Consider the following 12,607-nt stretch of genomic DNA (forward strand, 5'->3'; position numbering starts at 1 on the left):
CTATTGAAAGAAATTGACATTATGCAAATGAGGAATTTTACGAATCTCTTCGATAGATTCGTCACAGTTGCGACTATCAACTTCGATAATCATAATGGCTTTTTCACCAGCTTTTTCTCGGGTTACATTCATTTGGGCGATGTTAATGTCAAAGCGAGAGAGGGCCTCTGTTACATGAGCAATCATACCAGGAACATCCTGATGAACGATGATAATGGTAGGAGTGTTCATGTTGAGGGATACGGCAAAGCCATTGAGTTCTGTCACCTGGATGTTACCACCGCCGATTGAAATTCCTGTCACACTGATGGTCTTGTGCTCATTCTTAACAGTGATTTTCGTAGTATTTGGGTGAGGGGCGTTACTGTCTTTCTGGATGGTCCAGACAATTTTGATGCCACGCTTGTGGGCAATTTCTAAACTATTTGGAATTTCTGGATCATCTGTGTCCATTCCTAAGATTCCAGCGACCAGGGCGAGATCAGTTCCGTGCCCTCGATAGGTTTTTGCAAAAGAATTAAAAAGCTGGAACTCGACCTCGGTTGGAGTATCGTCAAAGATAGAAGAGACGATTTTACCGATACGAACAGCTCCTGCCGTGTGACTACTAGATGGGCCAATCATGACTGGCCCAATGATATCAAAGACAGATTGAAAACGAAGTGATTGCATCTGTTTCCCCTTAAAAAGATTCTTAACTCTATTATATCAAAGATTAGATGCAAGCGCTCAATTCCATGATAAAATATCTAAAATCCCCATAAAGCCTATAAAATCAAGCCTTTTGTAACAAAAAGAGGCTATTTAAGTGAAATAAAACATAGTCTTGTAACATTTCTACATAAAACCGTCAAGAAACAGTAATAATAGTAGGGTATGATGGAAATATAAGAAAGAAGGAGAATCTTTTAATATGAAATCAACAACTAACAAAATTAAAACAGGACTTGTAGGAGTAGCAGCAGCGCTTGCTTTCCTTGCACCATCACTTACTTTTGCACAAGAAACAACAACTTATACAGTAAAATCAGGTGACACTCTCTCAGGAATCGCTGAAAAATACAATACAACTGTTGAAAAATTGGCAGAAAAAAATAAGATTAAAGATATTCATTTGATCTATGTAGACCAAGTATTGGTTATTGATGGTGAAGCACCAGCAACTTCAACTACTTCAACTGCGACAGCAGAAGCTCCAGTAGCAGCACCTGCAGCTACTGAAACAACAACTTATGAAGCGCCAGCAGCAAGCGTAACTGTAGCAGAAGAAACTGTTGCTACAACAGAAACTTCAGCATCAGCTTCAACTGTAAGCGGATCTGAAGCAGAAGCTAAAGAATGGATCGCTCAAAAAGAATCAGGCGGTAGCTACACAGCTACAAACGGACGTTACATCGGACGTTACCAATTGACAGATTCATACTTGAACGGTGACTATTCAGCAGAAAACCAAGAACGTGTAGCAGACGCTTACGTTGCAGGACGTTACGGTTCATGGACTGCAGCTAAGAACTTCTGGCTTAACAACGGTTGGTACTAAGAACTAACTAGCAGAATAAGATGCAAAAGTCGAGGGATTTCCTCGACTTTTTTATATTTCCTTTGCTTGATAACAGGTCTCTACTTCCTTTTTGAGGTGAGATAGCATTGAGGTTTCATCAGTTAACTCCAGAAGGGAGAAGCCCTTTTGAATAAGATGATTATTACTAGTGCAAATACCTATTCGAACATAAGTGATTGCCAAAATATCGTATCTTTTCTTTTTCTTGGCATCCTCTAGTAAGGTGTAGCAGATTTGTTGACAGGTATTTTTATCTTGATTGTACAAGTAGATGGTGGACAGATTGAGTAGGATTGTCATTCGTAATTCATATAAATGTCGATAGTTTTTATATTCTTCTAAGCGCTGCAAGATTTGTTCAGTGATGAGGTGGAGGTGTTCGATGGGAAAGCTAAAAAGTATGGTGTTGAGGATTTTTAGGTCGCTTTCATACCATGTATCTTGTTTTTCAATTTTTTCCCAAAGCTTTTTGACCGTTTGTTCCACTTGGATTGAAAGTTGTCCTGTTCCATGTTGACGGATATAAATAACAACTTCCAGCATATCTCTGATTTCCTCTATAGGGAGATCGTGATGGACCTTGAGATAGTCTTGGCATGTTTCAAATAAATTGACTAGACTACTGGTACCAAAGATGGAACTTGTATTGAGATAGGTTTGCATGATTTCTGTTCGCTGGCTCGGTCTATAGAGATGGCAGATGTATTCAAACTCTTCAAAACTCATATTGATTTGACGGAGAAGAAACTCCATGTTTTCATATTTGGGAGTTGCCTTGCCACTTTCAAACTTGGAAAGGCTGGTTCTTGAAAGGCCATTTCCACAGACCTCTTCTTGGGTCAATCCTTTTGACTCACGTATGTCTTTATATACTTTCCCGAAATCATAGCGCATGATTTCCTCCTTTTCGTGAAAAAAGTTAACAGTAAATAGAATTCTATTAAATATATTGTATCATAAGAATATAGAAAGTAAATAAGAGGTATCATGTAGCTAGAAAATAATAGATTGGAGGTTGTTTCAATGCGTAAAAATAAAGATCTATTTCGGGTAATCATTGTCTTTGTGGCAGGGGTTATTTTGATTCTAGCAACCCCAGTGTTATTTAGAGTTGTTATAGAACTACTGTCAAAATAAAATCTGCATTGATTAGATTCATTAGGATTTAAAATCATTACATGAGAGCTTCTGGATAAATTTAATTTGCTGTAAGATTTGCTTATTTCATCAATTTCTTTTAGTTGGAACTCTGATTTGTAATTTACCATATTTATATTCATAGAAATTAAAGTGAATATCATGAGAAGAAAATAAGAAAGGTGATTTTATCTATAGTAGGTAGAATCTAAAAAATAAATTATGATTCATTTAAAATTTTATATCAAATCCGTTCTTTGTTCATTGGTATTTTTTATCCTTTTAATTCTTTTTATTAAAAATATATATTACCCTGCTCTAAAGATAACTATTGAAGTTATTATGACGTTTTCGATAGGTAGTCTTTGTTATGCCATTTTTTGTAAAACAAATCGTGCTGCTTTTCTGCCAATTTCGGTTGTTTTATTTTTGCTGACTCTCTATTTGCTGGGAGGATAGTATTTTAGCAGGAACTTTGTCAGTTTGCATTTTTCTCTTGGAGAAATTATGACGGTTGAAATTTTAGTGGCTTTAAGTGGAGTAAATTTGCTATCAAGATTTTTCAAAAAAAGAGAAGTCAATAGATTTGCTAGTGGATTATTAAAACGAAAGGTAAAATTGGGATATTTAAAATGAAACATTTTTTTGCAGGAATTGGTGAGATAAGATTTATTAGTTATCTATTGTCTCTATGTGTAGGACTAGCCCCTCTTTTTCATATATATGTTATAGGTTCGGAAATGAGTTTTGTGAAAATAGTATTATCTATTTTGGGAATTATATTTGTTTGTATTTTAACTATTGCTCGAATTTATAGGAATTTTTTTATAAAGAATAGTTTGGAATGAAAAAGTGTCTTATGCTAGAGGTTGCCAGATTTATCAGCCTCTTCCTTGTCTTCTCCAACCAAGCATGTTATAATGAAAACTGCTCAAACGACCTTCAATCGTTAAGCAAACACGACCTTCAATCGTGAATAAACGAATAGATGGGAGAACTACCATGAGTGATAACTCTAAAACACGTGTTGTCGTGGGGATGAGTGGTGGTGTTGATTCGTCGGTGACGGCTCTCTTGCTCAAGGAGCAGGGCTACGACGTGATCGGTATCTTCATGAAGAACTGGGATGACACAGATGAAAACGGCGTCTGTACGGCGACCGAAGATTATAAAGATGTGGCTGCAGTGGCAGACCAGATTGGCATTCCTTACTACTCTGTCAATTTTGAAAAAGAGTACTGGGACCGCGTTTTTGAGTATTTCCTAGCGGAATACCGTGCAGGACGCACGCCAAATCCAGATGTGATGTGTAACAAGGAGATCAAGTTCAAGGCCTTTTTGGACTATGCCATGACCTTGGGTGCAGACTATGTGGCAACTGGGCACTATGCCCGTGTGTCGCGTGATGAGGATGGCATTGTTCACATGCTTCGTGGCGTGGACAATGGCAAGGATCAGACCTACTTCCTCAGCCAACTTTCACAAGAACAACTCCAAAAGACTATGTTCCCTTTGGGACATTTGGAAAAACCTGAAGTTCGCAGACTAGCAGAAGAAGCAGGCCTTGCGACTGCTAAGAAGAAAGACTCGACAGGGATTTGCTTTATCGGAGAAAAGAACTTTAAAGAATTTCTCAGCAACTACCTGCCAGCTCAGCCTGGTCGCATGATGACTGTGGATGGACGTGATATGGGCGAACATGCTGGTCTGATGTATTATACGATTGGTCAGCGTGGGGGACTCGGTATCGGTGGTCAACATGGTGGTGACAATGCCCCTTGGTTCGTTGTCGGAAAAGACCTGAGCAAGAATATCCTTTATGTCGGTCAAGGTTTCTACCATGATTCGCTCATGTCAACTAGCCTAGAGGCGAGTCAAGTCCACTTTACTCGTGACATGCCAGAGGAATTTACGCTCGAATGTACGGCTAAATTCCGCTACCGTCAGCCGGACTCGAAGGTGACTGTACATGTCAAAGGAGACAAGGCAGAGGTCATTTTCGCAGAACCGCAACGCGCCATTACACCAGGACAGGCAGTTGTCTTTTACGATGGTGAAGAATGTCTCGGTGGTGGTTTGATTGACAATGCCTACCGCGATGGCAAGGTTTGTCAGTACATTTAGATTGACAAATGTTCTCAATTTGCTACAATAATAAAAGCAATAGAAATGATGGTCAAAGCTCATGGATGTTGCAGGCTTTTTTGTCCTGCACTTCTTACGAGTTTTGACTGTTTTTGTGTCGTTTAGAGGAAAGGAAAAAAGATGATTCAACAAGACTTTCGGACAAAAGTAGAAAATACGGTTTTTGGAGTTCGGGCGACAGCCTTGATTCTCCAAAATGGCAAACTTCTAGTCACCAAAGATAAGGGCAAGTATTACACTATCGGCGGTGCCATCCAAGTCAATGAAAGAACGGAAGACGCGGTAGTCCGTGAAGTGAGGGAAGAACTGGGTGTCAAAGCTCAAGCTGGGCAACTAGCTTTTGTAGTTGAAAATCGTTTTGAACAAGACGGTGTCTATTATCACAATATCGAGTTTCATTATCTAGTGGATTTGCTTGAGGATGCTCCGTTGACCATGCAGGAAGATGAGAAAAGGCAGCCCTGTGAATGGATTGATTTGGACCAGCTCCAGAATATTCAGCTAGTTCCGGCATTTTTAAAAACAGCTTTACCAGATTGGGAAGGCCAACTAAGACACATTCATCTTGAGGAATAGGAGAGAAAAGGATGGTTAAGCTTATTGCCCATGTACTTGTTCATAGTGGTGATGATTATTTGCTCATTCAGCGTTCGGAAATTAAAAGAGGACAACCCAACGTTTATCCAACTTACTGGGATATTCCTGGTGGCGGGGTTGAAAAGGGTGAACTTCCGCGAGATGGAGCTCTTAGAGAATGTGTTGAAGAAGCGGGAGTTGGGCTAGACAGCAGTTCGCTCAAGCTTCTTCACGAAGATAGTCAACTGGATACCTCTAAGGATACTGTCTTTACTCGCTTAGTTTATAAAGCAGAGTGGGTTGGGGAGAAGCCAATTATCAGATTAGATCCTCAAGAGCATACGCACTTTAAATGGGTTACTATGGCTCAAGCTCTAGAGGAGGAGAAGTTAGTTCCTTATTTACGAGAAATTTTTGAAAGGTTAAGAAATGACTTATAATTTTATAGAAGAATACGATATTATAGTTATCGGTGCGGGACACGCTGGGGTAGAAGCATCCCTAGCAGCTAGCCGTATGGGTTGCAAGGTCTTGCTTGCGACCATCAACATTGAAATGTTGGCTTTCATGCCATGTAATCCCTCTATCGGTGGTTCTGCCAAGGGAATTGTTGTGCGTGAAGTCGACGCTCTCGGTGGGGAAATGGCCAAGACCATTGACAAGACTTATATCCAGATGAAGATGCTTAACACTGGGAAAGGTCCAGCAGTTCGAGCTCTTCGTGCGCAGGCTGACAAGGAGCTTTACTCTAAGGAGATGCGCAAGACGGTTGAAAATCAAGAAAATCTGACTCTTCGTCAGACCATGATTGATGAGATTTTGGTTGAAGACGGCAAGATTGTCGGTGTTCGTACAGCGACCCATCAAGAGTATGCTGCTAAGGCTGTTATCGTGACTACAGGGACAGCCCTCCGTGGGGAAATTATCATCGGAGACCTCAAGTACTCATCAGGTCCTAACCACAGCTTGGCTTCTATTAACCTAGCTGACAATCTCAAGGAATTGGGCCTCGAAATCGGTCGTTTCAAGACAGGGACGCCTCCACGTGTCAAGGCTTCTTCTATCAACTACGATGTGACAGAGATTCAGCCAGGAGACGAAGCGCCAAATCACTTCTCATACACTTCACGTGATGAAGATTATGTCAAAGACCAAGTACCGTGCTGGTTGACCTATACCAATGGTACTAGCCATGAGATTATCCAGAATAACCTCCACCGCGCACCTATGTTTACAGGTGTGGTTAAGGGAGTGGGACCTCGTTACTGTCCGTCGATTGAGGATAAGATTGTTCGCTTTGCGGACAAGGAACGCCACCAACTCTTCCTTGAGCCAGAAGGGCGCAATACAGAGGAAGTATATGTGCAAGGTCTCTCAACCAGTCTGCCTGAGGATGTCCAGCGTGACTTGGTTCATTCCATCAAAGGTCTGGAAAATGCAGAAATGATGCGAACTGGTTATGCGATCGAGTACGACATGATCTTGCCTCATCAGTTGCGTGCAACTCTAGAGACCAAGAAAATCTCTGGGCTTTTCACAGCTGGTCAGACCAATGGAACATCAGGATATGAAGAGGCAGCAGGTCAAGGGATTATCGCTGGTATCAACGCCGCTCTGAAAATCCAAGGCAAACCTGAGTTGATTTTGAAGCGTAGCGACGGCTATATTGGGGTCATGATTGACGACTTGGTGACCAAGGGCACCATTGAACCCTATCGTCTCTTGACCAGTCGTGCTGAATACCGTCTCATTCTCCGCCATGACAATGCGGATATGCGTTTGACCGAGATTGGACGCGAGATTGGACTTGTTGACGATGAACGCTGGGCTCGTTTTGAAATTAAGAAAAATCAATTTGACAATGAGATGAAGCGTTTGGATAGCATCAAACTAAAGCCAGTCAAGGAAACCAATGCTAAGGTTGAAGCAATGGGCTTCAAACCATTGACAGATGCAGTCACAGCCAAAGAGTTCCTCCGTCGTCCAGAAGTCTCTTACCAAGATGTGGTTGCCTTCATCGGACCTGCTGCTGAAGAGTTAGATGACAAGATTATCGAATTGATTGAAACAGAAATCAAGTACGAAGGCTATATCTCAAAAGCCATGGATCAGGTTGCCAAGATGAAACGCATGGAAGAAAAACGCATTCCAGCCAACATCGACTGGGATGACATTGACTCTATCGCGACTGAGGCTCGCCAGAAGTTCAAACTCATCAATCCGGAAACTATCGGCCAAGCTAGCCGTATTTCTGGGGTTAATCCAGCAGATATTTCTATTTTGATGGTGTATCTGGAAGGTAAAAATCGAAGCATCTCAAAAAATTTAGAAAAGAAAGCTGACTAAAAACAAAATGCTGAATTCTCTTTTAGGGAATTCAGTTTTTTTGATAGATTGCTTCTCTTTTTTCGAATAAAGAGAAAAGGAGAAGAGATGATAACAGTAGAAGAAAAAAATTTTTTAGACGCCTATAAAAAGGCGTCTTATCACCGTTTTTATGAGATTGAACGCTTCGCTAATCTCTGTAAAAAGCTGAACAAATGCCCTCAGCAGGCTGACAAGAACTAGACTTTTTGATATACTAGAACAAATCAAAAACTAGGAGAGAATGAATGAATGTATATGGCAGATTAGACGATGAACCAACTCCAACTTGGACTGGAAATCAAGAAAATTCAGCTGGAGGAGAGGAGCGAGAAGAGTTTGAAGCACGACAATCTGCTCGCTTACCATTGTTTAAAATCTTAATTTGGAGCACTTTAGCGGTACTTGTATCTGTAGTTCTTCCTTTTGTGCTAGGATTGACCAGTCCAGAGCAGGCTCAGGATTTCTATATTGGATGGGCAATGCACCAAGGAGGAGAAATCTACACAGACTATTTTGGAACGAGTGGTCTCCTCTATTATTTCCTACAGTATCTAGCTAAAGGTAGCCTTTTATTTGCGACCTTTAATTGGCTTGCTTTAGTGGGCGCTGGAATTTTTCTTTTCCGTTCAACCTATGACTTGACGAAAGAGGACGAGCAGTCTCGACAAGTATTGACGATTTTTTACCTTCTTGCGGGAGGTCTTAGCTTTGGTGGTGGCTATGCCACAATTCTTGCCCTTCCATTCTTATTCTACGCTCTAAATCTAGCTACAACCTATTTGGCAGAATCTAATCATGACAAAGGTTTCTTGCGTATCGGGATGAGTTTGGCGCTTGCCTTCTTCTTGGCGTCTCTAGTCACAGTTCTATATACTCTTGTCTTGTTTTTAGCCTTACTAGCCTTTAATATCGGACGAGGTTACTTGGCTCGTGGCTTTTATCAATTTCTTGCGGTTTGTCTAGGATTTTCACTCTTCTTTTATCCAATCGGTTACTACACAGTTTATAAAGGGAGCTTCGGAAGTGCTATTAGTCAAATTCTCTATCCAATTGATAGTTTGAATTTTATGTCCAACCCAGGTCTGCTAGACAATCTCCTCTTTTATGGATTATTAGCAATCGGTCTTGGAGGATTGACCCTGGTGTTTGCAGGCTTTTTCCAGTCTAAACCAAGCAAGCAATACGTCCTATCTATATTTGCTGCGATTGCTCTTGTACTATCACTAGGCTTGGAAATTTTCTCTACTGAACCAATCCATGGAAGTCGTCTAGCTGAGTTGCTTCCTTTCATGTCCATTTTGTTATTGACTCGAATTCGTGCCAATAATGCCGAGGGAGGGAGTCGTAGTAGAAGATATAGCGAAGCCCCTTCAGTATGGGCAATCTTCCTCAAAGGAAATGTTTACCTGCCTATCTTGGCCCTTGCTTACCTATTCTTGGCCCCTCTAGTAGCGCGCTATGTCCTTCACTCGGAACAATATCAAGAACGCGCTCGTATCGAAACTATTGTCAAGGGGCAAACGCAAGCAACAGACAGCATTTATGTATGGGACAATTCGGCTAGTGCTTATCAGGCCAGCGAACGATTAGCAGCTAGTCAGTTACTAACACCGAAATTACATACAGTTTTATCTGAAAATCATACCAAACTGGTAAATGATCTACGTGATAACCAGCCTAAAGTGATTGTGGTCAATACAAAAACAGCCCTCTGGACGGAAGTAGAACAGCTTCTAGCAGAAAGATATCAACCAGTTCAAAGTGAATTCAAAGACTTTAAACTTTACAAATTAAAATAAAACAATCAATATCTTGTGTAATTTTAAAAAAATTTTATTTTTTAACACAAGATATTGATTTTTCTTTTTAGAGTGGTATAATACTTTTTAGAAAGAACATTTTAGAAAAGAGCATGCATATGATTGCACTAGAAGAAAAAATTACAATTTTGCCAACTCTCTTCGTCGAGAAACGAGATGGGAGACGTGTTGTATTTGATGTGGACAAGATTGACAAGGCTCTCCACAAGGCGGCAGACAAGGTTATGGATGTGACACCCTTAGTCGAAAAGCGCCTTAATGCTCTGACTGAGCGTATTGTCAAAGAAATTCATAGTCGCTTTCCACAGGGAGTTAAGATTTACGAAATCCAAAACATCGTAGAGCACGAATTGTTGGAAGCTAAAGAATATGCTCTGGCTGAGGAGTATATCACCTATCGGACTCAAAGGGATTTTGAGCGCTCAAAAGCAACAGATATCAACTTCAGTATCCATAAACTTCTCAACAAAGACCAGGCAGTTGTCAATGAGAATGCTAATAAAGATAGTGATGTTTTTAATACCCAGCGTGATTTGACAGCGGGGATTGTTGGGAAATCAATCGGTCTTCAAATGCTTCCTAAGCATGTGGCTAATGCCCACCAAAAAGGGGATATCCACTATCACGATTTGGATTACAGCCCCTACACGCCTATGACCAACTGCTGTCTGATTGATTTCAAGGGCATGTTGAAAAATGGTTTTAAGATTGGGAATGCTGAGGTAGAGAGTCCTAAGTCTATTCAGACTGCGACTGCTCAGATATCGCAAATCATCGCCAACGTTGCATCAAGTCAGTATGGAGGCTGTTCAGCAGACCGTATCGATGAAGTCTTGGCTCCTTATGCAGAAAAAAATTACCAAAAACACCTCAAAGATGCAGAGGAATGGGTACTACCTGACAAGCGTGAGGAGTACGCCTGGAAGAAAACCCAAAAAGATATCTATGATGCCATGCAATCTCTAGAGTATGAAATCAATACTCTCTTCACTTCAAATGGTCAAACGCCATTTACTTCCCTTGGTTTCGGTCTAGGAACCAATCGTTTTGAACGAGAAATTCAAAAGGCAATACTGAACATTAGAATCAAGGGGTTAGGTTCAGAACACCGCACAGCTATCTTCCCTAAACTCATCTTCACTCTTAAAAGAGGACTTAACTTGGAGGAAGGCTCACCTAACTACGATATCAAGCAGTTGGCCCTTGAGTGTGCAACTAAGCGCATGTATCCAGATGTCTTGTCTTATGATAAGATTATTGAGTTGACAGGTTCTTTCAAGGTTCCGATGGGATGTCGTTCATTCCTTCAAGGATGGAAGGATGAAAATGGAGTTGAAGTTAACTCTGGCCGTATGAATCTAGGGGTCGTGACGGTAAATCTGCCTCGTATTGCCCTCGAGTCTGAAGGCGACCTGAACAAGTTCTGGGAAATCTTCAACGAGCGCATGAATATTGCTGAAGATGCTCTAGTTTATCGTGTGGAAAGAACCAAGGAAGCCACTCCAGCTAATGCACCAATTCTTTATCAATACGGTGCCTTCGGACGTCGTCTTGGGAAGGAAGAAAGTGTTGACGTTCTCTTTAAGAACCGTCGTGCTACTGTTTCGCTTGGCTACATTGGACTTTATGAAGTAGCGACAGTCTTCTTTGGTAACAATTGGGAAACCAATCCAGAAGCCAAAGAATTCACCCTTGATATTATTCGAGATATGAAACATCGAGTAGAAGAGTGGTCAGACCAATATGGCTATCACTTCTCTATTTATTCAACACCATCTGAAAGTTTAACAGACCGCTTCTGTCGCTTGGATACAGAGAAATTTGGTTCTATTCCAGATATAACGGATAAAGAGTACTACACAAATTCCTTCCATTATGATGTGCGTAAAAATCCAACTCCTTTTGAAAAATTGGATTTTGAGAAGGTTTATCCAGAAGCGGGTGCGTCAGGTGGCTTTATCCACTACTGTGAGTATCCAGTTCTTCAACAAAATCCAAAGGCCTTGGAAGCTGTTTGGGATTATGCTTATGACCGTGTAGGTTATCTCGGAACCAATACTCCAATTGACCGCTGTTACAAGTGTGATTTTGAAGGAGATTTTGAGCCGACAGAGAGAGGATTTGCTTGTCCTAACTGTGGGAATAATGATCCTAAAACAGTAGATGTTGTTAAACGAACTTGTGGCTATCTCGGGAACCCACAGGCGCGTCCGATGGTTAATGGACGTCACAAGGAAATTGCTGCGCGTGTCAAACATATGAATGGCTCAACCATTAAAACAGCTGGACATGAAGTAAGAAATTAGAAAGAGATAGAATGGGAAAATATCAATTAGACGATAAGGGGAAGGCCTTGGTTCAACGGTTCCACGAGAAACATTCAAAAGGTGGAGGCAATAAAAAAGACCGAGTGTCTAGCCTAAGAGAGCAATTTTTAAATAAGAATAAGAAAAAGTGAGAGTCCGCTCTCGCTTTTCTCTTAGTTGGAGGTAAAGATGATACTACGCAGACCGACATTGGCAGATAAAGAAACAGTTTTAGAGATGATGGTAGAGTTTGAACAGAGTCAGTCAGCCCATGATGGCGGATTTTGGGATGCTGAGAACTTTGATTATGAGAATTGGCTAGAAACTAACCTTAATAAAGAAATGGGAATAAACTTGCCTGAAAATCGCGTCCCATCAATTCAGTTCGTATTGTTTGATGAATCAGGCCATGCTTTAGGTTTTTTAAATTTACGATTGAGACTGAATGAGGGACTGCTGAATTATGCAGGGAATATAGGATATTCTATTCGCCCATCTGAAAGAGGTAAAGGTTATGCTAAGGAAGCTCTCCATCAAGGTCTAAAAATTGCTAAAGAAAAGAATATCAAACGAGCGCTTGTGACTTGTAGCACAGAAAATCCTGCCAGCCGAGCTGTTATCTTAGCTAATGGAGGGCAGTTAGAGGATGTTCGAAATGGAACGGAGCGCTATTGGATAGAGTTGGAGTAGAAAGC

The 12,607-nt window shown here is 41.0% G+C and carries 14 protein-coding genes; 12 read left to right on the forward strand and 2 right to left on the reverse strand.

The annotated features are described in order from the left end of the window. The gene (gene sdaAB, locus ADH31_RS07940; RefSeq protein ID WP_001191178.1) at positions 1–672 is read right to left on the reverse strand and encodes an L-serine ammonia-lyase, iron-sulfur-dependent subunit beta; all 672 of its coding nucleotides are present in this window, start codon (positions 670–672) and stop codon (positions 1–3) included. A gap of 241 nt (positions 673–913) precedes the next feature. Between sdaAB and ADH31_RS07945 the strand changes: the two genes are divergently transcribed. After that, positions 914–1,540, forward strand: coding sequence for a LysM peptidoglycan-binding domain-containing protein (locus ADH31_RS07945; RefSeq protein ID WP_049510023.1), 627 nt, complete (start codon positions 914–916; stop codon positions 1,538–1,540). Between the two features lie 51 nt (positions 1,541–1,591). Here the strand turns inward: ADH31_RS07945 and ADH31_RS07950 are convergent, their stop codons facing one another. After that, entirely contained in the window at positions 1,592–2,455 is an 864-nt protein-coding gene (locus tag ADH31_RS07950; protein WP_049510025.1) for a helix-turn-helix domain-containing protein, read from the reverse strand. A 750-nt stretch (positions 2,456–3,205) separates the two neighbouring features. Between ADH31_RS07950 and ADH31_RS10310 the strand changes: the two genes are divergently transcribed. From ADH31_RS10310 to ADH31_RS07995, 11 genes are all read left to right on the forward strand, one after another. Beyond that, a complete protein-coding gene (locus ADH31_RS10310) occupies positions 3,206–3,334 on the forward strand; it encodes a hypothetical protein (protein ID WP_261676122.1) in 129 nt (42 codons plus the stop codon). Further along, positions 3,331–3,546 (forward strand): hypothetical protein, encoded by a 216-nt coding sequence (locus tag ADH31_RS10270; protein WP_080980085.1) that lies wholly within the window; start codon positions 3,331–3,333, stop codon positions 3,544–3,546. The genes ADH31_RS10310 and ADH31_RS10270 overlap by 4 nt, the downstream gene beginning before the upstream one ends. Positions 3,547–3,700: 154 nt before the next feature. Next, positions 3,701–4,822, forward strand: a complete 1,122-nt coding sequence (mnmA, locus tag ADH31_RS07960; RefSeq protein WP_049510030.1) for a tRNA 2-thiouridine(34) synthase MnmA — start codon at positions 3,701–3,703, stop codon at positions 4,820–4,822. A gap of 141 nt (positions 4,823–4,963) precedes the next feature. Then, positions 4,964–5,419, forward strand: coding sequence for an NUDIX hydrolase (locus ADH31_RS07965; RefSeq protein ID WP_049510034.1), 456 nt, complete (start codon positions 4,964–4,966; stop codon positions 5,417–5,419). An 11-nt stretch (positions 5,420–5,430) separates the two neighbouring features. Beyond that, complete coding sequence (locus ADH31_RS07970) at positions 5,431–5,859, forward strand: NUDIX hydrolase (RefSeq protein ID WP_049510036.1); 429 nt, start codon at positions 5,431–5,433, stop codon at positions 5,857–5,859. Next, the gene (mnmG, locus tag ADH31_RS07975; protein ID WP_049510037.1) at positions 5,849–7,765 is read left to right on the forward strand and encodes a tRNA uridine-5-carboxymethylaminomethyl(34) synthesis enzyme MnmG; all 1,917 of its coding nucleotides are present in this window, start codon (positions 5,849–5,851) and stop codon (positions 7,763–7,765) included. Before ADH31_RS07970 ends, mnmG begins: the two co-directional genes overlap by 11 nt. An 87-nt stretch (positions 7,766–7,852) precedes the next feature. Then, positions 7,853–7,987 carry a hypothetical protein gene (locus ADH31_RS10315; protein ID WP_275043526.1) on the forward strand — a complete coding sequence of 45 codons (135 nt, stop codon included), beginning with the start codon at positions 7,853–7,855 and terminating at the stop codon, positions 7,985–7,987. Between the two features lie 44 nt (positions 7,988–8,031). Continuing rightward, positions 8,032–9,585: a hypothetical protein gene (locus ADH31_RS07980; RefSeq protein ID WP_049510039.1), complete on the forward strand. Its 1,554-nt coding sequence runs from the start codon at positions 8,032–8,034 to the stop codon at positions 9,583–9,585. Positions 9,586–9,704: 119 nt separating this feature from the next. Next, positions 9,705–11,912: an anaerobic ribonucleoside-triphosphate reductase gene (gene nrdD, locus ADH31_RS07985; protein ID WP_049510041.1), complete on the forward strand. Its 2,208-nt coding sequence runs from the start codon at positions 9,705–9,707 to the stop codon at positions 11,910–11,912. Between the two features lie 11 nt (positions 11,913–11,923). Next, a complete protein-coding gene (locus ADH31_RS10115; RefSeq protein ID WP_049510042.1) occupies positions 11,924–12,064 on the forward strand; it encodes a hypothetical protein in 141 nt (46 codons plus the stop codon). A gap of 37 nt (positions 12,065–12,101) precedes the next feature. After that, the gene (locus ADH31_RS07995) at positions 12,102–12,602 is read left to right on the forward strand and encodes a GNAT family N-acetyltransferase (RefSeq protein WP_049510044.1); all 501 of its coding nucleotides are present in this window, start codon (positions 12,102–12,104) and stop codon (positions 12,600–12,602) included. Positions 12,603–12,607: the final 5 nt, after the last annotated feature.

The organism is Streptococcus pseudopneumoniae, from assembly GCF_001072375.1.
Classification (GTDB): Bacteria; Bacillota; Bacilli; order Lactobacillales; family Streptococcaceae; genus Streptococcus; species Streptococcus pseudopneumoniae_L.

Excerpts from the sequence above, each read along its gene's own strand:
- ADH31_RS07970 (WP_049510036.1), top strand. The coding sequence starts at position 5,431 with ATGGTTAAGCTTATTGCCCATGTACTTGTTCATAGTGGTGATGATTAT.
- mnmA (WP_049510030.1), top strand. The coding sequence starts at position 3,701 with ATGAGTGATAACTCTAAAACACGTGTTGTCGTGGGGATGAGTGGTGGT.
- nrdD (WP_049510041.1), top strand. The coding sequence starts at position 9,705 with ATGATTGCACTAGAAGAAAAAATTACAATTTTGCCAACTCTCTTCGTC.
- ADH31_RS07980 (WP_049510039.1), top strand. The coding sequence starts at position 8,032 with ATGAATGTATATGGCAGATTAGACGATGAACCAACTCCAACTTGGACT.
- mnmG (WP_049510037.1), top strand. The coding sequence starts at position 5,849 with ATGACTTATAATTTTATAGAAGAATACGATATTATAGTTATCGGTGCG.
- ADH31_RS07945 (WP_049510023.1), top strand. The coding sequence starts at position 914 with ATGAAATCAACAACTAACAAAATTAAAACAGGACTTGTAGGAGTAGCA.
- ADH31_RS07950 (WP_049510025.1), bottom strand. The coding sequence starts at position 2,455 with ATGCGCTATGATTTCGGGAAAGTATATAAAGACATACGTGAGTCAAAA.
- ADH31_RS10315 (WP_275043526.1), top strand. The coding sequence starts at position 7,853 with ATGATAACAGTAGAAGAAAAAAATTTTTTAGACGCCTATAAAAAGGCG.
- sdaAB (WP_001191178.1), bottom strand. The coding sequence starts at position 672 with ATGCAATCACTTCGTTTTCAATCTGTCTTTGATATCATTGGGCCAGTC.
- ADH31_RS07965 (WP_049510034.1), top strand. The coding sequence starts at position 4,964 with ATGATTCAACAAGACTTTCGGACAAAAGTAGAAAATACGGTTTTTGGA.
- ADH31_RS10310 (WP_261676122.1), top strand. The coding sequence starts at position 3,206 with ATGACGGTTGAAATTTTAGTGGCTTTAAGTGGAGTAAATTTGCTATCA.
- ADH31_RS07995 (WP_049510044.1), top strand. The coding sequence starts at position 12,102 with ATGATACTACGCAGACCGACATTGGCAGATAAAGAAACAGTTTTAGAG.
- ADH31_RS10270 (WP_080980085.1), top strand. The coding sequence starts at position 3,331 with ATGAAACATTTTTTTGCAGGAATTGGTGAGATAAGATTTATTAGTTAT.
- ADH31_RS10115 (WP_049510042.1), top strand. The coding sequence starts at position 11,924 with ATGGGAAAATATCAATTAGACGATAAGGGGAAGGCCTTGGTTCAACGG.